Annotated in this window: 19 protein-coding genes; 4 read left to right on the top strand and 15 right to left on the bottom strand. The window is 67.8% G+C overall.

What is annotated here, in order from left to right; genetic code table 11:
• Positions 1 to 25: 25 nt before the first annotated feature.
• From benB to WFQ67_RS28060, 14 genes are all read right to left on the bottom strand, one after another.
• Positions 26 to 514 carry a benzoate 1,2-dioxygenase small subunit gene (benB, locus tag WFQ67_RS28125; RefSeq protein WP_173178667.1) on the bottom strand — a complete coding sequence of 163 codons (489 nt, stop codon included), beginning with the start codon at positions 512 to 514 and terminating at the stop codon, positions 26 to 28.
• The gene (gene benA / locus WFQ67_RS28120) at positions 511 to 1,869 is read right to left on the bottom strand and encodes a benzoate 1,2-dioxygenase large subunit (protein ID WP_213624960.1); all 1,359 of its coding nucleotides are present in this window, start codon (positions 1,867 to 1,869) and stop codon (positions 511 to 513) included. The genes benB and benA overlap by 4 nt, the downstream gene beginning before the upstream one ends.
• A gap of 305 nt (positions 1,870 to 2,174) precedes the next feature.
• Positions 2,175 to 3,134 carry an AraC family transcriptional regulator gene (locus WFQ67_RS28115; protein WP_213624961.1) on the bottom strand — a complete coding sequence of 320 codons (960 nt, stop codon included), beginning with the start codon at positions 3,132 to 3,134 and terminating at the stop codon, positions 2,175 to 2,177.
• A gap of 204 nt (positions 3,135 to 3,338) precedes the next feature.
• On the bottom strand, positions 3,339 to 4,688 hold the full coding sequence (locus WFQ67_RS28110; RefSeq protein WP_337058824.1) for an MFS transporter: 1,350 nt from the start codon (positions 4,686 to 4,688) through the stop codon (positions 3,339 to 3,341).
• Positions 4,689 to 5,009: 321 nt separating this feature from the next.
• Entirely contained in the window at positions 5,010 to 5,852 is an 843-nt protein-coding gene (locus WFQ67_RS28105; protein WP_111263928.1) for an IclR family transcriptional regulator domain-containing protein, read from the bottom strand.
• A gap of 128 nt (positions 5,853 to 5,980) precedes the next feature.
• The gene (gene zapE / locus WFQ67_RS28100) at positions 5,981 to 7,072 is read right to left on the bottom strand and encodes a cell division protein ZapE (RefSeq protein ID WP_337058823.1); all 1,092 of its coding nucleotides are present in this window, start codon (positions 7,070 to 7,072) and stop codon (positions 5,981 to 5,983) included.
• Entirely contained in the window at positions 7,062 to 7,667 is a 606-nt protein-coding gene (pcaG, locus tag WFQ67_RS28095) for a protocatechuate 3,4-dioxygenase subunit alpha (protein WP_337058822.1), read from the bottom strand. The genes zapE and pcaG overlap by 11 nt, the downstream gene beginning before the upstream one ends.
• A 12-nt stretch (positions 7,668 to 7,679) precedes the next feature.
• The gene (gene pcaH, locus WFQ67_RS28090) at positions 7,680 to 8,399 is read right to left on the bottom strand and encodes a protocatechuate 3,4-dioxygenase subunit beta (protein WP_111263930.1); all 720 of its coding nucleotides are present in this window, start codon (positions 8,397 to 8,399) and stop codon (positions 7,680 to 7,682) included.
• Between the two features lie 117 nt (positions 8,400 to 8,516).
• Complete coding sequence (pcaQ, locus tag WFQ67_RS28085) at positions 8,517 to 9,446, bottom strand: pca operon transcription factor PcaQ (RefSeq protein WP_337058821.1); 930 nt, start codon at positions 9,444 to 9,446, stop codon at positions 8,517 to 8,519.
• Between the two features lie 643 nt (positions 9,447 to 10,089).
• Positions 10,090 to 11,577, bottom strand: coding sequence for an aldehyde dehydrogenase family protein (locus WFQ67_RS28080; protein ID WP_337058820.1), 1,488 nt, complete (start codon positions 11,575 to 11,577; stop codon positions 10,090 to 10,092).
• Between the two features lie 35 nt (positions 11,578 to 11,612).
• Positions 11,613 to 12,014: a c-type cytochrome gene (locus tag WFQ67_RS28075; protein WP_337058819.1), complete on the bottom strand. Its 402-nt coding sequence runs from the start codon at positions 12,012 to 12,014 to the stop codon at positions 11,613 to 11,615.
• Between the two features lie 215 nt (positions 12,015 to 12,229).
• Complete coding sequence (locus WFQ67_RS28070; RefSeq protein ID WP_337058818.1) at positions 12,230 to 14,296, bottom strand: LTA synthase family protein; 2,067 nt, start codon at positions 14,294 to 14,296, stop codon at positions 12,230 to 12,232.
• Positions 14,297 to 14,426: 130 nt separating this feature from the next.
• A complete protein-coding gene (locus WFQ67_RS28065; protein ID WP_337058817.1) occupies positions 14,427 to 15,005 on the bottom strand; it encodes a class I SAM-dependent methyltransferase in 579 nt (192 codons plus the stop codon).
• The gene (locus WFQ67_RS28060) at positions 15,005 to 16,621 is read right to left on the bottom strand and encodes a phosphoethanolamine transferase (protein ID WP_337058816.1); all 1,617 of its coding nucleotides are present in this window, start codon (positions 16,619 to 16,621) and stop codon (positions 15,005 to 15,007) included. The genes WFQ67_RS28065 and WFQ67_RS28060 overlap by 1 nt, the downstream gene beginning before the upstream one ends.
• A gap of 236 nt (positions 16,622 to 16,857) precedes the next feature.
• Between WFQ67_RS28060 and WFQ67_RS28055 the strand changes: the two genes are divergently transcribed.
• The 4 genes from WFQ67_RS28055 to WFQ67_RS28040 all read left to right on the top strand — a co-directional run bounded on the left by WFQ67_RS28055 (position 16,858) and on the right by WFQ67_RS28040 (position 21,276).
• Positions 16,858 to 17,364: a sigma-70 family RNA polymerase sigma factor gene (locus WFQ67_RS28055; RefSeq protein WP_337058815.1), complete on the top strand. Its 507-nt coding sequence runs from the start codon at positions 16,858 to 16,860 to the stop codon at positions 17,362 to 17,364.
• Positions 17,364 to 18,329 carry a FecR family protein gene (locus WFQ67_RS28050; protein ID WP_337058814.1) on the top strand — a complete coding sequence of 322 codons (966 nt, stop codon included), beginning with the start codon at positions 17,364 to 17,366 and terminating at the stop codon, positions 18,327 to 18,329. The genes WFQ67_RS28055 and WFQ67_RS28050 overlap by 1 nt, the downstream gene beginning before the upstream one ends.
• A 173-nt stretch (positions 18,330 to 18,502) precedes the next feature.
• On the top strand, positions 18,503 to 20,962 hold the full coding sequence (locus tag WFQ67_RS28045) for a TonB-dependent receptor (protein ID WP_337058813.1): 2,460 nt from the start codon (positions 18,503 to 18,505) through the stop codon (positions 20,960 to 20,962).
• An 80-nt stretch (positions 20,963 to 21,042) separates the two neighbouring features.
• Positions 21,043 to 21,276 (top strand): zinc ribbon domain-containing protein, encoded by a 234-nt coding sequence (locus WFQ67_RS28040; protein ID WP_173178683.1) that lies wholly within the window; start codon positions 21,043 to 21,045, stop codon positions 21,274 to 21,276.
• Positions 21,277 to 21,550: 274 nt separating this feature from the next.
• On the opposite strand, the gene WFQ67_RS28035 is transcribed toward WFQ67_RS28040, so the two are convergent.
• Positions 21,551 to 22,264 (bottom strand): lipoate--protein ligase family protein, encoded by a 714-nt coding sequence (locus WFQ67_RS28035; protein WP_337058812.1) that lies wholly within the window; start codon positions 22,262 to 22,264, stop codon positions 21,551 to 21,553.
• Positions 22,265 to 22,503 lie beyond the last annotated feature (239 nt).

Raw genomic sequence — 22,503 nt, 5'->3', positions numbered from 1 at the left:
GGCACGACCGCCCCGGAGCGCACCATCAAATGTGGTAGATGTCGATGAGCTGGCGGACATAGTCGTTCTTCAGAACGACCTTCTTCGCCTTGATCACCGGCTGCTCGGCGCGCACGTCCAACGTGTAGAAGCTGGTGCCGAAATAGCTGTCCACGGTCTTGTAGCGGAAGCTCAGGGTGTGCCAGTTGAAGCGCACCTGGCAGAGGCCATCGGCGACCTCGAGGATCTCGACGTTGCTGATGTTGTGGGAGGTGCGGGTGTCCGGCATGGTCGCGCTGGAACGCTCGGTCTTGATGCGGAACACGCGGTCCTCCAGGCCGCCACGGTTGCCATACCAGATCAGCGAGATTTCGCTTTGCGGGTCCGTGGTCAGCTCGTCGTCATCGTCCCAGGACGGCATCCAGAAACTGGCATCGGCGGCATAGAGTTCCAGCCAGTTGTCCCAGTCCTTGTCGTCGAGGTAGCGGGCTTCACGGTAGAGGAAGTCGCGCACGGTTTCGTAGGAAGCGTTCATTGCACGGCCTCCACGGGGATCAGCCGCTGCTCGGCCTCGGCGGCCTGGCGCAGGGCCTGCTGCCAGTACAGGTGCTGCAGGACGAACAGGCCTTCGTCTTCGGTGCGCACACCGGAGAGCCGCGGGTGCAGGTCGATCTCGCGGGCGGCTTGGTCGGCACCTTCCACCCAATGGGCGGCGCCGCGGGACATGTCGTTCCAGCCACGGCCGCCGCCGTAGCCCAGCTGGCAGGAGCGGAACTCCTCGAGGTCGTCCGGAGTGGCCATGCCGCTGACGTTGAAGAAGTCCTCGTACTGGCGGATGCGCCTGGCGCGGGCCTCGGCGCTCTCGCCCCTGGGGGCGATGCAGTAGATGGTGATTTCGGTCTGGTTGACGGAGATCGGCCGGGCGATGCGGATCTGCGAGCTGAACTGGTCCATCAGGTAGACGTTGGGGTACAGGCAGAGGTTGCGCGAGTTGTGGATCATCCAGTCGGCGCGGGCCTGGCCGAAGTCGCGGGCCAGCTCGTCGCGGCGCTCGTAGAGCGGGCGGTCCTCGGGGTTGGCCCAGCGGGTCCAGAGCAGCAGGTGGCCATTCTCGAAGGAGTAGAAGCCGCCGCCGTTCTTCGCCCAGTTGCCGGCGCTCATGGTCCTGATCTCCTCGCCGGCCTCGCGCTGCTTGCGCTGGTTCTGGGTGGCGGCGTAGTTCCAGTGCACGGAGCTCACGTGGTAGCCATCGGCACCGTTCTCGGCGGTCAGCTTCCAGTTGCCTTCGTAGATGTAGCTGCTGGAGCCGCGCAGCACCTCCAGGCCCTCGGGGGATTGGTCGACGATCATGTCGATGATCTTCGCCGACTCGCCCAGGTGCTCGGCCAGCGGCACCACGTCCGGGTTGAGGCTGCCGAAGAGGAAGCCGCGGTAGGACTCGAAGCGGGCGACAGGTGTCAGGTCATGGGAGCCTTCGCAGTTGAAGCTCGCCGGGTAGCCCGCCTCGGCGGGGTCCTTGACCTTGAGCAGCTTGCCGCTGTTGTTGAAGGTCCAGCCGTGGAAGGGGCAGGTGTAGCTGGAGCGGTTGCCGCGCTTGTGCCGGCAGAGCTGGGCACCGCGATGGCTGCAGGCGTTGAGGAACGCGTTGAGCCGACCCTCCTTGTTGCGCGCGATGAAGATCGGCTGGCGCCCCATGGTCAGGGTCAGGTAGTCGTTGACGTTGGGGAGCTGGCTCTCATGGGCCAGGTAGATCCAGTTGCCCTCGAAGATGTGTTTCATCTCCAGTTCGAACAGGCGGGGGTCGGTGAACATCTCGCGCTTGCAGCGGTAGATGCCCTTCTCCTTGTCTTCCTCGAGCAGCGAGTGCAGGTAATCGAATCCCAGGGACATGGCCAGGGCCTCCATTGTTATTGTTCAGGCAGGCTCAGGTTAGGGATGCGGGAGCGGCGGCAATATCCGCTGTGTGCAGATCGCTATCCGTTTTGTGCAGAGGGGTTACGGGGTGTTGCACATACCGCGCGCGACGCCCGCTCCAGGGCACGGACGCGCTTTTTGCAGGGGTGGATTCATTCGCCAGGCAGGCCGCAGGACTGCCCTACCCCGGAGCCACATGAAACACCGTCAGGGTGGAGGTAAACAGCGACCTCCACCCTACGCTCGCGGACGGAGGGGGTGCCCCGAGTCGGGGGTTCGGGCTACAAGCCGCGCCGCCTCATGGTGTCCGACGGCAATTCGCCGAACTTCGCCTTGTAGCTCTCGGAAAAGCGCCCCAGGTGCAGGAAGCCATAGTCCAGCGCCAGCTCGGTGATGCTGCGCGCGCAGCAGTCCGGGTCGCCGAGGCAGGCATGGATGCGCTCGAGTTTCTTCTGGCGGATGTAGTTCCTGGGCGTGGTACCGGCGTGGCGCTCGAACAGGGCGTAGAGCGAGCGCAGGCTCATCTGCGCCTGGGCGGCCAGTTCCTCGCTGGAGATGTCCTGCTTGAGGTTGCGCTCGATGTGTTCGGCGATGCGTTCGAAGGACGCGGCCTGGGTGCCGAGCTGCTCGCGGCTGACGTTGGTGCGCATCAGCGTGAGCATCTTGCTGGCGACTATCTGCGTGTAGTGTTCCTGCACCCGCAGCAAGGGGTCGCTGCTTTCCGCCTCCCGGCAGACCATGGCCAGCAGGTTGATGAAGCCATCCAGCTCCAGCAGCCGGTAGCGGTTCTGCAGGAACCGCACGCCGTCGCCAGGATGCAGCCAGCGCTGCTCGTCGCATACGGCGTCGATGAGCGCGACCGGGATCTTGAGGATGAATTTCTCGCAGTCGTCGGAATAGGTCAGGTCGACCGGATCGTCCGGGTTGATCAGCAGCAGATCGCCCGGCGCGAGGTAATGCTCCTGGCGATGCCCCCGCCACAGGCAGTTGCCGCGCAGCAGCACCTGCAGGTGGTAGATGGTTTCCAGCGCCGGTGAGGTGACCCGCACGCTGCCGCCATAGCTGATGCGGCACAGGTCCAGGCTGGCGAACTTGCGGTGATTGAGGCTGGCCTCGGGCCGCCCCAGGGTGGGCAGGCGGATATCGTGGGAGCCGACATGCTGGTTGACGTAACCCGACACCGCATAAGGGTCGGCACGCTCAAACACCATGCTGCGCTCGCTCAGCAGGCAATTTTCCATGTCCAACGCACTCTTGTTGTTATTACGGAGCCACGGTGACCGGCAAGGTATCCCCGGGCTCGCGAACCAAGCAATTCGTCGGCGGAATATCCGTTCGATTATCGGACACCCGCGCTGAGCCACGAGGTGCCCGGGCTGCAGAGCTCCAGGGCGGCTGGACAACCGGAGGCGGACCGCAACGACCCGCCTCCTCGTCACGCAGACTCAGGTCGCATCCGCATGGCTCACCAGCCCCTTGATCACCACCGCCGCGGTGGCGATCGCGGCGGGGACCACCAGCGCGGTCAGTACCTGTTCGAAGTTCCAGCCCAGGCCCAGCAGCGTGGCGCCGATCCAGGCACCGAGGATGGCGCCGAAGCGGCCGATGCCGAGCATCCAGGACACGCCCGTGGCGCGGCCCTGGGTGGGGTAGAAGCGTGCGGCCAGGGACGGCATCGCCGATTGCGCGCCGTTGATGCACATGCCGGCGAGCAGCACCAGGGTCGCCAGCAGGGTGACCTGCCCCAGGCTCTGGCCGACGAAATAGGCGAAGACGCCCGCCAGCAGGTAGAAGATGCCGATGACCTTGTGTGGGTTGAACTTGTCCATCGCCCAGCCCACGCCGACGGCGCTGAGCACGCCGCCGAACTGGAACAGCGCGCCGATGAAGGCGGCCTGCTCCATGCTCGCGCCGCTGTCGCGCATCAGGGTCGGCAGCCAGCTGGTGAGCAGGTAGACGATCACCAGGCCCATGAAATAGGTCAGCCACAGCAGCAGGGTGCCGGCGCTGTAGGTGCCGGCGAAGACCACCTTGAGCACGTTGCGGCTCTGCACCGTCTTCTGCTCCGGCACGCTGAAGTCGGTGGCCACGGCGACTTCAGCCGGGGCGATGGGCGCAAGCACCCGGCGCACCCGATCGGCACCGCGGTTGCGTACCACCAGGTAGCGGGCGGATTCCGGCAGCCAGAGCAGCAACACCACCGCCAGCAGCAGCGGCAGCACGCCGCCGAGCAGCAGCAGGCTGTGCCAGCCGAAGGCCGGGATCATCTTCGCGGAGACGAAGCCACCGGAGGCCATGCCCAGGTTGAAGCCGCAGAACATGCTGGTCACCAGCAGCGACTTGAGGCGCTCCGGGGTGTATTCGGAAAGCAGCGTGGTGGCGTTGGGCATCGCCGCGCCCAGGCCGAGGCCGGTGAGCAGGCGCAGCACCAGCAACTGGTCGATGTCGCTGCTGAAGGCCGACAGCAGGCTGAACAGGCCGAAGAGGAACACCGCCACCACCAGCACGATCTTGCGGCCGAAGCGGTCGGCCAGCGGGCCGGAACCGAGGGCACCGAAGACCATGCCGATCAGTGCGGCGCTCATCACCGGGCCAAGGCTGGCGCGGTCGATGCCCCAGTCCTGGGTCAGTGCCGGGGCGATGAAGCCCATGGCGGCGGTGTCGAGGCCGTCGAGGAAGACGATGAGGAAGCACAGCAGCACGATCCGCCATTGGTAGCGGGAAAGCGGCTGGGCGTTGATGAAGGATTGGACGTCGAGGGTACCGGCGGCCGGTAGCGATGCAGGGCGGGTCATGTCGGAAGTTCCTGTGAAGGCCTCTTCGCGCGGCACGGGCCGATGATCTCGGCCACCGTGGGGTATCGCACGGATGAGACAGGAATGAGCGTGCCCGGCAAGCGGAACCCTGCGGCGTGCAACGGCTGGGCGCGGGAGCGCCGCGGTTGGCTGCTGGCCATGGCTGACTCTCATTGTTTTTATGGGACCGCAGCGTCTCGTGCGGCCCGGCAAACACTACGGAGAGGCCTGGGGCAGTTCAATTCGATAATCGACTCTGCGTGCGCTTATCGAACGCTTTGCAAGCGGTAGGCGGATGCCGGCCCCACGCGGGTCCGGCGCCTACTGGAACAGCCGTGCGCTGAGTTCCTTGCTCGCTTCCAGCAGCACCGGCAGGAAGCGCGTCTCCAGCTCCTGGCGGGTGACGCGCCCGGCGTGGGTGCCGACGTTGAGGGCGGCGAGCACCTGGCCGGCGGAATCCTTCAGCGGCACCGCCACCGAGCGCAGGCCGACCTCCAGCTCCTGGTCGATGATCACCCAGCCCTGGGTGCGGATCTGCGCGATGCTCGCGCGCAACCCTTGCGCCGTGTGCACGGTGCGGCTGGTCTTGATCTGCAGGTCGGCGTGCTCGATGTACTCCTCCAGCGCCGCGTCATCCAGCGCGGCGAGGAGGATGCGGCCCATGGAGGTGCAGTAGGCCGGCAGCCGGCTGCCGACGCTGAGGTCCACCGAGATCAGCCGCTGCGGCGTGGCCGAGCGCGCGATGTAGAGGATCTCGTCGCCCTCCAGGGTGGCCATGGAGCAGGCCTCGTGCAGCTGCTCGCTGAGGCGGTCGAGGATCGGCTGCGCGGTGACCGCCAGCGGCGTCGAGGACAGGTAGGCGTGGCCGAGGGTGAGCACCTTGGGCAGCAGCGAATAGGTGCGCCCGTCGGTGGTCACGTAGCCGAGGCTCATCAGCGTGTGCAGGCAGCGGCGCACGGCGGCGCGGGGAATCTCGGTGCGGTGGCTGATCTGGGCGATGGTCAGGTGGCGCTTGCGCTCCTGGAAGGCGTGGATCACCGCCAGGCCACGGGCCAGGGAGGTCATGAAGTTGGGGTCGCCGGTGAAGGCTTCGATGCGCTTGGCCGGCGAGGCGATGATGGGCGGCGCCAGGGGCGGCAGGGGGACTCGTTGTTCGTCGCTCATTGTTGTTGTCCTTGGCTATCGCACCGGGCTGATGGGCGATTATCGAAGCGGTGGGCGGTTATCGCAATTGGCGGCCGTCCGGTGGGTCCCCGCGTTCGCGGGGATGGACGGTGCTCCCGGCGGATTCTCTAGTTGGCGGTATCGAGCTTCACGCTGCGCAGCTGCTTCATGCGGCTCAGGGTGCGGGCGAAATCCACGGCATTGCCGCCCTCGGCCAGTTGCTCCAGCGCCACGGCGGAGAACAGCCGCAGGTGCAGCCCCCGGTCGTAGGCGATGTCGATGAAATTCAGGAAGCGCTGGCTGACGTCCTGCGGGTGATCGCCCAGGCGGTCCAGGCCACTGACCGCCATGTGCGGGAAGTGCTCGATCAGCCACAGGTAGTCACTGGCCGAGCGCGGCGTGGCGAACAGCTCGTGGAAGTCCAGCCAGGCACGGTCGCCTTCCAGTGCATGCACCCGCAGCGGGTGGTGATTCACCTCCAGCACCGGGTGCAGCGCCGCGCCCTCCCCCAGCCCCAGCGTGCGACGGATCAGCGCGCCGCCATCGTCCGGTTCGGGCCAGCAGTAATCACCCCAGGCCTCCAGCTCGGTGCTGTGCTGGCGGTAGTCCTGGCCGGCGTCGAGGGAGAACACGTCGAAGCGCTTCTCGATCAGCTGGATGGCCGGGCGGAAGCGTTCGCGGTACAGCGGGTTAGGGCACAGCCTGTCGGGGCTGTAGTTGGAGGTGCAGACCAGACCCACGCCCTCCTCCACCAGCACCTTGAGCAGGCGCCCGAGCAGCATGGCGTCGCCGATGTCGTGCACGTGGAATTCGTCGAAGCACAGCAAGTGCGTCTGCTGGGCGATCTCCCGGGCGACACGGGCCAATGGGTCGGTCTGGCCGCTGAAGGCGAGCATGCGCACCTGCAACTCCTGCAGGAAGGCGTGGAAGTGCACGCGGCGCTTGGCCTGCACCGGCGCGGCGGCGAAGAAGGCATCCATCACGAAGCTCTTGCCCCGGCCGACGCCGCCCCACAGGTAGACACCCGCCACCGGCCGGCGGAACCAGCCCCGGCGCGCGGCCAGGTGCTTGCCCAGCCAGTCGCCGAGGTGCTCGATGGCCGCCTGCTGCGCGCTGTCGGCGCGGTAGCCCCGCGCCTCCAGCACGGCGTTGAAGTGCCGCCGGATGCGCTCGAGGACCGTTTCGGCGGGCTGATCGGAGTGCAGCGTTCTAGAAGTCAAAGAAGACCGTTTCCCCTTCCCCCTGGATGCGGATATCAAAGCGGTAAGCGAGCGTGCCGTCCACCTCGCAGCGCTGGGCGAGGAGGGTTTCCCGGCGCTGCGGCTGCTCGATCAGGGCGAGCACCGGGCAGCGGGCATTGGCCTCGGCCTCGTCGTCGAAGTACAGGCGCGTCTGCAGGTGGATGTTGATGCCCCGGGCGAACAGCGAGACGTTGATGTGCGGCGCCATGGGCACCCCGGCGGCGTTGTGCACCACACCGGGCTTGATGGTCTTCAGCGTCCATTCGCCAGCGTCGAAGGTGGTGGCGGTACGGCCGAAGCCGTTGAACGGCTTCTCCGGGTCGAAGGCGCAGTCATAGCGACCCTCGTGGTCGGCCTGCCAGAACTCCAGGAAGGAATCGCGCACCAGGTGGCCGTTGCCGTCGTAGACATGGCCGATGAGCAGGATGTGCTCGCCGGGCGCATCGGCCCTGGCCATCTCGTTCCAGATTTCCGGGTTGCGGACCGGGTTGCCGGCAGCGGCGAGCGCCAGGCCGATGTGCACATAGGGGCCGGCGGTTTGCGACGGGGTTTCCGGCAGCAATTGAATGGGCATGCGCGCAGCTCCTCAGCGGTTTTCGAAGTGGGTGCGGCGCTGGCCGCGCAGGACGATGTCGAAGCGGTAGGCCAGGCAATCCATGGGATTGGCCGCGCTCATGTCGAGCCTGGCGATCAGGCTCTGCACCGCCTCGGGGTTGGCGATGGATTTGACGATGGGGCACATCGGGATCAGCGGATCGCCTTCGAAGTACAGCTGGGTGATGAGCCGCGTGGCGATCGACGGCCCGCTGATGGAGAAATGGATGTGCGCCGGACGCCAGTCGTTGGGGCCGTTGCGCCAGGGATAGGGGCCGGGCTTGATGGTGCGGAAGCTGTAGTAGCCCTCGCTGTCGGTCAGCGCACGGCCAACGCCGCCGAAGTTCGGGTCCAGCGGCGCCAGGTAGCGGTCGTTCTTGTGGCGATAGCGGCCGCCGGCGTTGGCCTGCCACATCTCCACCAGGGTGTGCGGGATCGGCTTGCCGTATTGGTCGCAGACGCGCCCGGCGACGATGATGCGCTCGCCGATGGGCAGGCCGCCGTGGTCGAAGTTGAGCAGCAGGTCGTTGTCGAAGCGCCCCAGCTTCAGGTGCGAGAAGTCCGGGCCGCTGGTCTCGGAGACCGATTGCGGGATGCTCACCAGCGCCTGGCGCGGGGAACGCGGGATGGAGGTCTTGTAGTCGGGCGTCAGGGCTTTGGGGTGCCAGTTGCGATCACGAATGACGAAGCGGCTCTGTTGCGCATCGGGCATGTCGATCTCCTCGTTATTGGATTTGTGGAGGCTGCGGGGCAGCAGGCTGTGGCGAAGTGTCACGCCTCGCGGGAGCCCGGAAAACTGAAATAACGCGCCCCATCCATAACCAATGGGTTAAGGATACTGCCCTTCCCGATAGGCCTGGCCCAGCTCGCGCAGCACCTCGACGCACCAGTGCGCCGCCAAAGGCAGCGGCAGCGCCGCATTGCTGCAGATGCCCACCGAGCCGCCCGGCTCGCGGATGCCCAGCTGCAGCTCCACCAGTTCGCCGCGGTGCAGATCCAGTCGCACGGCGTCGGTGGGCGCGATCCAGATCGCCTCGCTGGTCTGCACGTAGCGACGGCTCAGGGCCACGGAGAGGGTCTCCAGGCGCTGGCGCGGCTGGCTGATGCCGCATTGCACGAAGAAGGCGTCGGCGTACTTGCGGATGGTGGTGCCCGCCAGCGGCAGCACCAGGGGGTGGTCCTGCAACCGCTCGCGTTGCAGCGGTCCTTCCAGCAGCGGGTGGCCGGGGCGCACCACCAGGGTCATCGACTCGCTGTACAGGTGCTCGAACAGCAGGCCCTGGATCTGCGGGCTGTCGGTCATGCGCCCCACCACCAGGTCCAGCTCGCCCAGGTGCAGTTGCGACAGCAGGAAGGCGCTGGGGCCGGTCACCACGCTGGCCACCAGGGTCGGGTGGCGCGCGTGCAGGCGGCGCACCACCTCGGGTACCAGCAGGCTCTCCACCGTGGACAGCACGCCAAGGCGCAGGCTGGCGGATTCGTGCTCGCCACTGCGCAGGCTTTCCACGCCATCGCGCAGCGCCTGCACGCAGGGGCCCGCGTAGCGCATGAAGGCCACGCCGGCCTCGCTGAGGGTGACGCCGCTCTTGCTGCGCGCAAAGAGGCTGGTGCCGAGCAGTTCCTCCAGCTCCTTGAGGGTCTTGGAGATGGCCGGCTGGCTCACCGCCAGCCTGTCCGCCGCTCGCGCCAGGGTGCCCTGGCGCGCCACTTCGAGGAAGCACACCAGGTGGCGGAACTTGATGCGGGTATCGATATTCACGGCAGCTGCCCGATGAGGGAAATGGCCGAAGCCTAGCCTCGAATGCCGCTCAGGCCAACAGGTTTGGTTATGACCCGGCGACATGGCCTCGAGTGGATCCCCGCGTTCGCGGGGATGACGGAGTGGCACACACCATCCCCACACACCGTCACCCCCGCGCACGCGGGGGGCCACTGAACAGCCTCCCGCTCCCTCTCGTGGGAGCGAATTCATTCGCGATTCGGAGCCCCAGGCAACGCCGTGCTCGCCGGTTGAGTGGATCCCCGCGTTCGCGAGGATGACGAGGTGGTTGAAGGGTTCGCGCTAACCCGTCCCCCCCTGGGAGCGAATTCATTCGCGATACGGCGACCCAGGCAACGCCGTGCCCGCCGGCTTGAGTGGATCCCCGCGTTCGCGAGGATGACGAGGTGGCTGAAGGGTTCGCGCTGCCCCGTCCCCCCGTGGGAGCGAATTCATTCGCGATACGGCGACCCAGGCAACGCCGTGCCCGCCGGCTTGAGTGGATCCCCGCGTTCGCGAGGATGACGAGGTGGCACAAACCACCCCTCTATACCGTCACCCCCGCGCACGCGGGGGCCCACTGAAAGCCGCCCATAAAAAAACAGGCCCGAAGGCCTGTGAATTAGGAGGGTGTCGCACTTGCTCAGTGGGCGATGCACACCGATTTCAGCTCGGTGTAGGCCTCGATGACGGTGCGGCCGAACTCGCGGCCCATGCCCGATTGCTTGACGCCGCCGAACGGCATGTTGGGGTCCAGCAGCACATGGGCGTTGACCCACACGGTGCCGGCCTCGATACGCGGGACCAGGTTCATCGCCTTGGTCAGGTCGTTGGTCCAGAGGCTGGCGGCCAGGCCGTACTCGCTGTCGTTGGCCATCGCGATGGCGCTGTCCTCGTCGTCGAAGGGGATCACCGACAGCACCGGGCCGAACACTTCCTCGCGGGCCACGGTCATGCCGTGCTCGACGTCCGCCAGCACCGTGGGGCGCACGTAGAAGCCCTCGCCCTCGACCGGCGTGCCTCCGGTGACGACGCGGGCGCCCTCGCTGCGGGCCAGTTCGATGTGGCGCAGCACGCCCTGCTGCTGCTTGCGCGAGACCAGCGGGTTGATCGCCGCATCGCAGTCCATGCCCGCACCGATGGTCAGGCCGGAAACGGCGCCGGCCAACTTCTCGACGAACTCGTCGTAGCGCGAACGCTGCACGTAGAAGCGCGAGGCCGCGGCGCAGACCTGGCCCTGGTTGAGCAGGCCGCCGAGCAGCGCGCCACCGATGGCTTTGTCGATGTCCGCGTCGGCGAGGATGATCATCGGGTTCTTGCCGCCCAGTTCCAGGGCGAAACGGGTCATGTTGCGCACCGCCACCGCGCCGACGCTCTTGCCCACGGCGGTGGAACCGGTGAAGGACACCTTGTTGATCAGCGGGTGCGAGGCCAGGGCGTTGCCCACGGTGCCGCCGCCGGTGACCAGGTTGAACACGCCCGGCGGGATGCCCGCCTCCAGCGCCAGCTCGGCCAGGCGCAGCGCGGTCAGCGGCGTCTCGGTGGCCGGCTTGATCACCACCGTGCAGCCGCAGGCCAGCGCCGGCATCAGCTTCCAGGTGGTGATCATCAGCGGGAAGTTCCAGGGCACGATGCCGGCCACCACGCCCACCGGCTCGCGGCGGGCAAAGGCGGTGAAGCGCGCGCCTTCGGGCAGCGGGATGGAGACGTCCAGGGTCTGGCCCTCGATCTTGGTCGCCCAGCCGGCCATGTAGCGCATGAACTCCACCGTGGCGCCGACGTCGAGCATCCGCGCCATGTTGATGGACTTGCCCTGGCTCAGGGTCTCCAGCTGCGCCAGCTCCTCACCGTGCTCCTCGACCAGCGCGGTGAAGCGCAGCAGGATGCGTTCGCGATCGGCCGGGCGCAGGCCCGACCAGACGCCGGCCTTGAAGGCGTTGTGGGCCGACTGCACGGCGCGGTCCAGCAGCGCGTCATCGGCTTCCGCCACCTCGGCGATGGCCTCGCCCGTGGCCGGGTTCAGCACGGGGGTGGATGCGCCTTCGGGCACCACCCACCGGCCATCGATGAAGCAGCCGTGGCGGCGTTTCAGGAAGGCCGCGACCTGCGGCAGTACTTCGACCTTGTTCATGTGCTTGTCCTCGTTCGTGGAAGGGTTCGGGCGGCTCAGCGCTGCTGCGCGAGGAAGCAGGCGATGGCCTGGCGCTGGTCGGCGTCGGCCATGCCCGCGTAGGGCATGTAGGTGCCGGGCACCTCGGCCTGGGGCTGGGCGATGAAGGCCTGCAGGCCGTCCTGTTCCCAGGCCCGGGCGCGGGCCTTCATCGCCTGCGAGTAGGCGAAGCCGGGCTGGGCGCCGGCGTTGCGGCCGATCACCCCGGCCAGGTTCGGGCCCATGCCCGGGGCCGCGTCCTTGCGCGCGGCATGGCACACCGAGCACTCGGCGGCGAAGGCACTGGCGCCCTGCTCCACCTTGGCCAGGCCGCAATCGGCGAGGGCCGGCAGGACCGGCAGCAGGAACAGCAGCGGGAGTACGGCGAGGATCGAAGGTTTCTTGTTGTTGTGCGGCATGCAGCGGACCTTGATGGCGAATGCCGCCCCGGGGCTCGCCCGTGAGGGGCGTAGCCTGCTGGGCGACGGTCAGCCGATTCTTACCGCTCGGGGCACGGCAGGTTTTTCCCTGCATGCCAGATGTGTTGGCGACTCTGCCAGGGCCGCGCGCCCGGGAAAGCGCGGCGCCGTGGCGGGAAGGAACGCGCCCCGGAATGGCTCCGGGGCGGCGGGGGTCAGGGCTTGGCGTCGACGACGCCGGTGGTGTTGCCCAGCAGGCTCTTGGTGGCCACCTGGATGAAGGCTTCGAGGCGCCGGCTCATGGCCTGCACCGCTTGCGGGTCCTCGACGCGGGTCGCGCCCTGGCCGCTGTTGAGGCGGTACTCGTAGAGCAGCGGATCGGCGCCGCGCGGCTGCACCAGGATGCGCCCGTCGGCCACCATGGCCACCGTCTGGTCGCTGCCGGAGGGCTTGATCACGCCGAAGCCCTTGTCTTCCGGCGCCAGGCTCAGCAGGTCGCGGCCCCAGCACTGGTGGCGGGTCTCGCCGCCGAGGCGGCCCATGATGGTGGGCACCACGTCGACCTGGGTGCCGACGACGTCGGTGCGCGCACCGAATTTCTCCTGGATGCCGGGGGCGATCAGCAGCAACGGCACGTTGAAGCGGTACAGGTCGATATCGGTGAGCTGCTCGGGCGTGCCGAAGCCGTGGTCGCCGACGATCACGAACAGCGTGTCCTTGTAGTACGGCGACTGCTTGGCCTTCTCGAAGAACTGCCCCAGGGCCCAGTCGGAATAGCGCATGGCGGTGAGGTGCTGGTCCAGGGAGCCGAAGCCCGTGACCGGCTCCACCGGCAGCTGCGCCGGCAGGGCGTAGGGCGTGTGGTTGGAGAGGGTCTGCAGCAGCGCATAGAAAGGCTTGCTGCCGTAGTTGTCCTTCAGCTCCTGGGCGGCGCGGTCGAACATGTCCTGGTCGGAGACGCCCCAGGTCGGGTCGGAGACCACCGGGTTGACGAAGTCATTGCGCCCCACGAAGTTGCGCATGCCCTGGTTGCCGAAGAAGCCCAGCTGGTTGTCCCAGCCGAAATCGCCGTTGTAGACGTACAGGTCGTCGTACTGGCGGGCGCTGAGCAGTTGCGGCAGGCCGGAGAACTTGTGGGTGCCCTCCTGCTGCTCCATCAGGTACTCGAAGCCCGGCAGATTGGGGAAGCACGCCATGGTGGCGAACATGCCCTGGTGGGTGTGGGTGCCATTGGAGAAGAAGCGAGTGAACAGCAGCCCCTCCTTGCTCAGCCGATCGAAGTTGGGGGTGATGTCGCCCTTGCCGCCAAGCGCACCGACGTAGTGCCCGGCCAGGCTCTCCATGAGAATCACCACCACGTTGCGCACCGGCAGGCTGCCCTCGGCACTGGGAGTCAGCAGGCGGCGCACGGCGGCACTGCCTTCGTCCACCAACTGGTCCTGCGGGGTCAGCAGCATGTCACGGACCACGTCCTGGGCCTCGCCTTCGGGCAGGCTGGCCTTCCACTGGTTGTCACGGGTCTCGGAGAAGCGCGCCTGGGCGGCGTTCATCAACATCAGCGTGCCGTTGAGGCCGAGCTGGTTGGCGAAGGCGGAGTCGGTGGTATTGGCATCCCCCCAGCGCAGCGGCGGCCCCTGGCGCAAGGTGCCCCGCGCGGCGACCACGGCGAGGACCAGGACCAGGGCGAAGACCCCGGCGCGCAGGTACCAGGGTGCGATGGTGGCGCGGCCGCTTTCACCCGCTACTGACTCGTTGCGTGGGCGGTTGCGAAGGTCTAGCCACTGGAACAGCTTGAACAGCAGCCAGGTGGCGATGGCCCAGGCCAGCAGGTAGCGCACCACCGGGAAGCCGTACCAGAGCATGCTCAGAACGGTCTTCGGGTCCTGGCTCATGTACTGGAACACCAGGCTGTTGAGGCGTTGGTGGAACTCGCGATAGAAGTCCAGCTCCAGCAGGCCGAAGAACAGGGTGATGCTGGCGAAACCGGTGAGCCACACGCGGTGCAGGCGCCGTGCGGCCATGGCCGCGGCGAATGGGATCGACAGCAGCAGCGGCGCCAGCGCGTAGATGGTCAGGCGCAGGTCGAAGCGGAACCCGTTGAAGAATGCCTCGACGAAGGTGGCGGCGGGCGTGGCGCCGATCAGCTCGCGGTTGTAGGCCAGCAGGGCGCCGCGCAAGAGGGTGTACATCGCCAGGAAAACCAGGCCGCAGGACAGGGTGAAGGCCAGGTGACTACCCAGGGTCGGGCGGTAGCCAACTGACGGGCTGCGGGTTCTGCTCATGTCTCGGAGTCCATCCAATGGGAAGAGGAAATGCGAACTGCCGGGCGTCCGAAGCGGGATGCCGGAGAGGCGCGATGATAGTGCTTAGGTAAGCCAAATGGGAAAGGTTCAGCGGTAACAGAGTTTTCCATCAACCTTCCTTGCGCAGCACGTAGGTGCGGACCATCGCCCAGCCGGGCAGGAAGTCCTGGTGCGAGAGCACTTGCAGGCCGAGTTGGCGGAATTCGTCCTCCAGCACGTCGCGGCGCAGGGGCGGCACGGTGTCGCCTCCCTCCCCCCGGTGCCGCCGCCAGTGCCAGGCCTCCAGGTTGCCGTCCACCGGCAGCGAGAGAATCAGCGTGTCGCGGGTCACCCGGCGCAGCTCGCGCAGGGCCATCAGCCGCTGCTCGGGGCTCAGGCGGCTCAGCGATTGCAGGCAGAGGATGCTGTCCACCGCGTTTTCCGGCAGCTGGATGGCCAGCACCGAGGTCTGGAAGCCACGCACCCTCTCCACCAGCGGACCGCTGCGGGTGGCGAGCGCGCGGTCGAGCACTTCCCGCGAAGGGTCCGCCGCCAGGATGAAGCGGTTCGGGTGCTCGGCCAGCAGCGCCCAGGAACGCCCCAGGCCGCACGGCAGGTCGAGCACCAGGTTGGGCTCGCCGGCGGCCTTGAGGGCGCGTCGGGCGATCTGCCGCTGGCGCCAGCGCCCGAACCAGGGGGATAGAGGCATCAGGACGCCGACCTCCGGCACGGTGCGAAGAGGTCCAGGTCACGCTGGTACTCGCCGGTCTCGATCTGCAACAGCCCGAGCAGGGAGTGGAACAGGTTGTCCTGGCTCACCGGCTCGTCGCGGCGGGTCGCGAGGCAGGCGTTGTCCAGGCCGAAATCCTTCTGGTAGCCCTCGGAGAACCAGGTCAGCAGGCCGACGTGCTTCTGCTCGTCCGGCGCCATCGCATAGGGCGTGCCGTGCAGGTAGAGGTTGTACTCGCCAAGGGACTCGCCGTGGTCGGAGAGGTAGATCATCGCCGTGTCGACGCGGTCCTGATTCTTGCGCAGCAGGTCGATCAGGCTGGACAGCACGTAGTCGGTGTAGACCAGGGTGTTGTCGTAGGCGTTGACGATGCTCTCCCGCGAGCAATCGCTCAGGGTGGCGCTGCGGCACACCGGGGTGAAGCGCTCGAAGGCCGCGGGGTAGCGCTTGTAGTAGGCCGGGCCATGGCTGCCCATCTGGTGCAGCACCAGCACGCTGTCGTCCTTGAGGTTGTCGATGTAGCCCTGCAGGCCCTGCAGGAGGATGGCGTCCTGGCATTCGCCGCCGGCGCAGAGGACCGGGTCCCTGGCGTTGCCAACGTCTTCGAAGGCCACGCGGTCACAGGTGCCCTTGCAGCCGGACTGGTTGTCGCGCCAGCGCACGGCGAGGCCGGCGTGCTTGAGCACATCCAGCAGGCCTTCCTGGGATGCGGCGCGGTCATGGCTGTAACCGCCCCGGGTGAGGTTGGAGAACATGCAGGGCACCGACACGGCGGTCTCGGTGCCGCAGGAGCGCATCTGGGTGAAGGCGGTCAGGCCCGCCTGCCGGGCCAGCAGCGGGGTGGTGTCGCGGCCGTAGCCGAGCACGCCGAGGTTGGCGGCACGGGCGCTCTCCCCCACCACCAGCACCGTCAGCGACTTGCGTGCGTGGCCTTGCCAGGCCGCGGCGCGATGGGCGTCGGTGCCGATGGCGCGGATCGGTTCGGCCGGCTGGGCGAACTGGCCCCGCAGGTAGCTGAACGAGGCGCCCAGGTAGTTGCTCGGCACCACCATCAGGCGCAGCTCGTGGTGGTTGCGAAACAGCGACGCCAGGGCCTGGTAGTTGCTCAGCGCGATCGCGCCGAGGGCCACCAGGCACGCCGCCATCACCAGCAGCTTGCTCAACAGCTCGCGCAGCAGCGGGCGATGGCCGATCTGCAGGCGCCACAGCAGCCAGGCCGGCAGCACGCCGAATGCCAGCAGGAAGCCGGCGAACCTCGGGGTCAGCAGGTCGCCCACCTCGCTGGCGTTGGTCTCGGCGACGTTGCGCAGCATCTCGATGTCCACCACCACGCCGTACTGGGTCATGAAATACAGCACCCCGGCACTGCCCAGCAGCACCAGCGTCAGCAATGGCTTGAACACCCAGCGGAAGGAGAACAGCGTCAACACCAGGTTGAAGATCAGCACCACCAGCAGGCCGAAGACCACGCGCAGCCAGGGGTCCGGAACGATCTCCGCGACGTGCCGCCACAGCGGCAGGTTGTAGAACAGCAGCAGCGCGACGCTGACCAGCAGGGTCAGGGCTTCGGGACGCAACCGGAGGTTTTTCAGCATGGACGACGCTCGGCGGCCCTGCAGGAGTTGCAGGAGACGGCTCGCAGCCTAGGCAGCGGTCGGTCAAGAATTCGTGAAAAAAACCTCTCGGAAACGTCGACGCCAGGCACATCGCTCCCCCAGGGGCTGACGGCCGGCCCGCCACGGCGATTGCCAGCTTTCCGGGCGCGAATATAGAATGAGATCAATTCTTATCTACATCCAGGCGCGGGCCGCCCGGACGGACGCAGTAGCCCATGCCGGCAGCCGAACAGACCCTCCACCGCCAGATCCACACCCTCTACAGCGACCATCACGGCTGGCTCCACGCCTGGCTCAGCCGGCGCCTTGGCAACGCCTGGGATGCCGCCGACCTGGCCCATGACACCTTCCTGCGCCTGCTCGGCCGCCCGGCGGGCCGGGACTTCGGCAGCGAACCACGTGCCCTGCTCACCCACATCGCCAAGGGCCTGGTGATCGACCGCTGGCGCCGCCAGGACATCGAGCAGGCCTACCTGGAAAGCATCGCCCACCTGCCCGAGCCCGAGGTGCCCTCCCCGGAGACCCGGTTGCTGATCCTGGAAAGCCTGTGCCGCATCGAGGCGCTGCTGGCCGGTATGCCCGCGAAGACCCGCCAGGCCTTCCTCCTGTCCCAGCTCGAAGGCCTGGGCTATGCCGAGATCGCCACGCGACTGGGCGTGTCGCTGGCCAGCGTCAAGCGCTACATGCGCGATGCCTTCCTCGCCTGCCTGAGCGTCGCCTGATGAACCGCATCGACCCGCAGATCCTCGGCGAGGCCGCCGACTGGCTGGTGCAGCTGCATTCCGGCAGCGCCACCGAGGACGATCACCGCGCCATCCAGCAATGGCGCAACCGCAGCCCCCAGCACGCGCTGGCCTGGGCCCATGCCGAGAGCATCCTCGGCGACTTCCGCAACCTGCCCGGCAACCTGGCGCTGCAGACCCTGGACCGCGCCGCGCGCAAGGGGCTCGGCCGCCGCCGGGCCATCGCCCGCCTGGGCCTGCTGCTGCTCGCCGCCCCCGTCGCCTGGGCGGCCTGGCGCCAGCTGCCCTGGCAGGACTGGAGCGCCGACCTGCGCACCGCCACCGGCGAACAGAAGGACCTGCACCTGCCCGATGGCAGCCGCCTGCTGCTCAACACCGCCAGCGCCATCGATGTGGCCTTCGACAGGACCAGCCGCCGCCTGCGCCTGTTCAGCGGCGAAGTGCTGATCACCACCGCCAGGGACCCTTCGCCCGGCCCCCGCCCCTTCCTGGTGGAAACGCCGCAGGGCATCGCCCAGGCGCTGGGCACCCGCTTCGCCCTGCGCCTGGATGGCGCGCGCTGCCGCGTGGCGGTGATGGCAGGCGCGGTGCGGGTCAGCAACGCCGGGCGTGGCGACTCGCAGGTGATCGAGGCCGGCCGGCAATCGGCCTTCGAGCGCGACCGCCTGCTGCCCAGCGCGCCCCTCGACCCGGCGGCCAGCGCCTGGGAAACCGGCATGCTGCTGGCCCAGAACATGCGCCTGGCCGAGCTGGTGGGCGAACTGGGGCGCTACCGCCCCGGCGTGCTGCGCTGCCACCCGGGTATCGCCGACCTGCGGGTCTCCGGCGCCTTCCCGCTGCGCGACACCGACGCCAGCCTGCGCCTGCTGCAGGACACCCTGCCCATCACCCTCACCCGCCTGACCCGCTACTGGGTGACCCTGGAGCCGGCAGCCAGCGCCTGACCCCAAGCCGCCCCACGCAATGCCCCGCTGCGCAGCTTCACGGATCGCTCCCCTTGGAAACGGGGCCGCACGCCCCCCGGGACAGTATTTTCGCGTTCCCCTGACACCTTTTTTGATCTCGTCCGGTGTGTTGGATGAACCCCTTCTCATCCAAGCGTCGACAGGAAAGCAGCATGACTTCGTGGTCGCCCCAGCAGCGTCGCCCCGCCACCCCACCGGCTACGGCCCGTCTTCCGTTGCACGCGCTGAGCCTGGCCATCGGCCTCGCTCTTTGCGCGGCACCGTTCGCCCAGCCGGCCCAGGCCGAGGCACCCGCGCAGCAGGCCGCCACGCGTCAGTACGCCATCGGCCCCGGGCCGCTGGGCCATGTGCTCGCCCAGTTCGCCGCCCAGGCCGGCGTGCCGCTGTCCTTCCAGCAGGGCTTGCTGGATAGCCGGACAAGCCCCGGCCTGCAAGGCAGCTACGGCGTACAGGACGGCTTCGCGGCGCTGCTCGCCGGCAGCGGCCACCAGCTCGCCAGCAGCGGTGGCGGCTACACCCTGGTACCGATCGCCAATGATGGAAGCCTGGAGCTGGGGGCGACCACCATCAGCGACAGCGCGCTGCGCGGCGACGGCCTGCCGGAAAGCTACGCCGGCGGCCAGGTGGCACGGGGCGCGCGCATCGGCATGCTGGGCAACCAGGACATGCAGGACGTGCCCTTCAGCTTTTCCAGCTACACCCGCGAACTGATCGAGAACCGCCAGTCGCAGAACATCGGCGACGTGCTGCGCAGCGACCCGGCGGTGCGCCAGTCCTACGGCTTCGGCAACTTCTCCCAGGTGTTCGTGATCCGCGGCTTCGCCCTGTTCAGCGACGACATCGCCTTCAATGGCCTTTATGGCGTACTGCCCCGGCAGATCATCGCCACCGAGGCGGTGGAGCGTGTGGAGGTGTTCAAGGGCTCCAGCGCCTTCCTCAATGGCGTATCGCCGGGCGGCAGCGGCATCGGCGGCAACATCAACGTCGTGCCCAAGCGCGCCGAGGACGAGCCGACCCGCAGCCTGACCCTGGATTACGCCAGCGACGACCGCGTCGGCGGCCACGTCGACCTCGGCCAGCGGTTCGGCGAGGACAACCGCTTCGGCGTGCGGGTCAACATGGCCAAGCGCGACGGCGAGACGGCGGTGGACGACGAGCACCAGCACTTCGGCCTGTTCAGCGTCGGCCTCGACTACCGGGGCGAGCGCCTGCGCCTGTCCGGCGATTTCGGCTACCAGAAGCAGCGCATCAACGACGGCCGCTCGGTGGTCTACCTGACCACCGGCCCCAGTCTGTCCAAGACCCCAAAAGTGCCGGATGCCAACCACAGCTACTCGCAGCCCTGGGCCTGGTCGCAGCTGGAAGACACCTACGGCATGCTCAACGCCGAGTACGACTTCGACGACAGCTGGAGCGGCTACCTGTCCGTCGGCAGCAAGTACACCCGGGAGAACGGCGTGTATTCCTCCCTCTATGTCAGCGCGGCGGACGGCACCGGGCGCGTCGGCCGGCTCTATGCCCCGCGTGACGAGGAAAGCGACAGCCTGAGCAGTGGGCTGCGGGGCCACTTCGAGACCGGCGCGGTGACTCATCAATTCAACGCCGGGCTGACGGGCAACTGGCGGGAATACCGCAGCGCCAACCAGTCCACCAGCGCCGGCAATCGCCTGCCGGGCAACCTCTACGCCCCCTTCCCCAGCCCCGAACCGACGCCGACGCGCAACGGCGACCTTCACCACCCGGGCAAGACCGGCTCCAGCAAGGCGCGCAGCGTGGCGGTTTCCGACACCCTCGGCTTCTTCGACGAGCGCGCCCTGCTGACCCTGGGCGTTCGCCGCCAGTCCATCGCCACCGATGGCTGGTCCACCGCGGGCGTTCGCACGTCCGACTACGACGCCTCGATCACCACGCCCGTGTACGGCCTGGTGCTCAAGGCCACCGACTCGATCTCCCTCTATGCCAACCGCATCGAAGGCCTGGCCCCCGGCCCGATCGCCCCCAGCACCGCGAGCAACTCGGGGCAGATGTTCGCGCCCTACCGCACCCGCCAGATCGAGGCCGGCATCAAGTTCGACCAGGGCACCTTCGGCGCCCAGCTCGGCGTGTACCGCATCGAACAGCCCCAGGGCGTGACCAGTGGTGGCATCTACAGCGTGGATGCCGAGCAGCGCAACAAAGGCATCGAGTTCAGCGTGTTCGGCGAGCCGACCCAGGGCCTGCGGCTGCTGGCCGGCGGCACCTTGATGGACACCGAGCTCACGGGGACGGCAAACGGCGCCAACGACGGCAACCGCGCCGTCGGCGTGCCGGAATTTCAGTACAACCTCAGCGCCGACTGGGACGTGCCCGGGGTGAGCGGGCTGGCGGTCAATGCCCTGCTGCAACGCACCGGCGGCCAGTACTACGACTCGGGCAACACCCTGAGCATCCCCGCCTGGACCCGCATCGACCTGGGGGCGCGCTACGCCTTCACGCTGGATGAGCACGACATCACCCTGCGCGCCGGGCTGGAGAACCTGGCCAACGAGGACTACTGGGAATCCGCCTACGGCGGCTACCTGACCCAGGGCGCGCCGCGCACCCTCAAGGTCTCGGCGACCCTCGACTTCTAGGTGGAGGCGACAGGCGGCTGAACCAGGCCACCCGCGCCTTGTCAGAAAGTCTGCACGATCACTGACAAGGAGTTCCCGACGTGGCCCTCATCGACTGCCCCGAATGCAAGCGTTCCATCTCCGACCAGGCCCCGAGCTGCCCGCAATGCGGCTATCCGATCAAGGGCGGCGCCAACCCGCGCCTGCTTTCGGAGAAGAACATCGGCCAGGTGGCCGGCGTGGCGGGTGTCTGGCTCGCCGCCCCCTGGGTGGCCCGTACCCTGGTCGCCGTGGTGCTGGTCATCGCCGGCACGCTCGCCTTCATCTACCGCTGACCGGAAGCGGCGGCACCTTGCAGGGTGTGCCGCGTGCACCGAGAACGTGATGCGCACTCAGCGGCCAACCTGAACCACTTGTGCGGCTTCATAGGCCAGCTCCGTAGGGTGGGCCGGGCGGCGCTCCGCTTCAGCCCACCCTTCTTGCCTGGGATCGCCGCTCCACATTTCTTCGCTCGGTTCTGGATGCACGTGGCCTTCCGCCGCATGGGTTTCGCTTCGCTCTACCCATCCTACGAACTCGCTCGGGGACCGTCCCGGGCTGAAGCCCGGGCTACAGGCCGGTGGCAATCCCGGCGGCGTCCAGCATCCGCCGGTAATACCCGGCAAGCTGCCCGCTGGCATCCCACGCATCCGCGCGGCACTCCTCCAGGGCGATGTGGCTGCCGGCACGGCAGCGTGTGCCCAGGCCACACTCGCGATAGAAGGTGTTGACCACCTCCACCATGGCTTCACGCTGGTTGCCCATGAGGATCGCGCCGTGGGCCAGCACCACGTGGCGACCATCGCTTTGCCGCCGACGCCAGCGCTGGGCGGTGCCCACCAGCTTGCGGCCCTGCAGGTTGACGTTGAAGCGGCCATCGCAGAAGGCACCCTCCACCTCGCCCAGCCCCGGCTCCAGGCCCAGGTCGGCCAGCCAGTCGCACAAGGGCTGGCACAGCCGCAGGTAGGCGGTCTCGATGCGCGTCAGCTCGTTCTCCTCACGCGGCACCGCATAGGCCAGGGCGACGTTGAGAACCGCCGATGATTGCGGCACCGGCTCGCCCCCGGTGTCACGCAGGGCGATGGGCCAACCCTGTTCGAGGCAGGCGCGCTGGGCCGTCTCGAATGCCGACAGGCGGCTCATGCGCCGGGGCATGACCAGCGCCGCGTGCAGCGGTCGCCAGAGCAGCAGGCCGCTGTCGTGCTGCCCATCGTAGATCCTGTCCAGCAGTTGCCGCTCCGCGTCCAGCCCTGCGCCCACCGTATGTCGCTGCATAACCGCCATCGCCTCGAATGCCTGGAGGGAGCCGATGCTACGCCGGCCCCGGGCCCTTGCCCAGGCGAAGGCAGGCGCCTTTGATTCAAATAAATTGCACCGAACGAGCAATATTATTCATTGGCGACATGGCTGATGCCGCCCGTAGCATGCGCACCGTCTCGCCGCCCGGCCACGCCGGCTGCGGCAACGATTGCACCACCCTTGCTCCTGTTCCATGTCCAGGGATGGCGACCTTCCCGCGCACG

It is taken from the genome of Pseudomonas sp. USHLN015 (assembly GCF_037153275.1).
GTDB classification, from domain to species: domain Bacteria; phylum Pseudomonadota; class Gammaproteobacteria; order Pseudomonadales; family Pseudomonadaceae; genus Metapseudomonas; species Metapseudomonas tohonis.
This window is presented reverse-complemented; position numbering and strand designations above follow the sequence as displayed.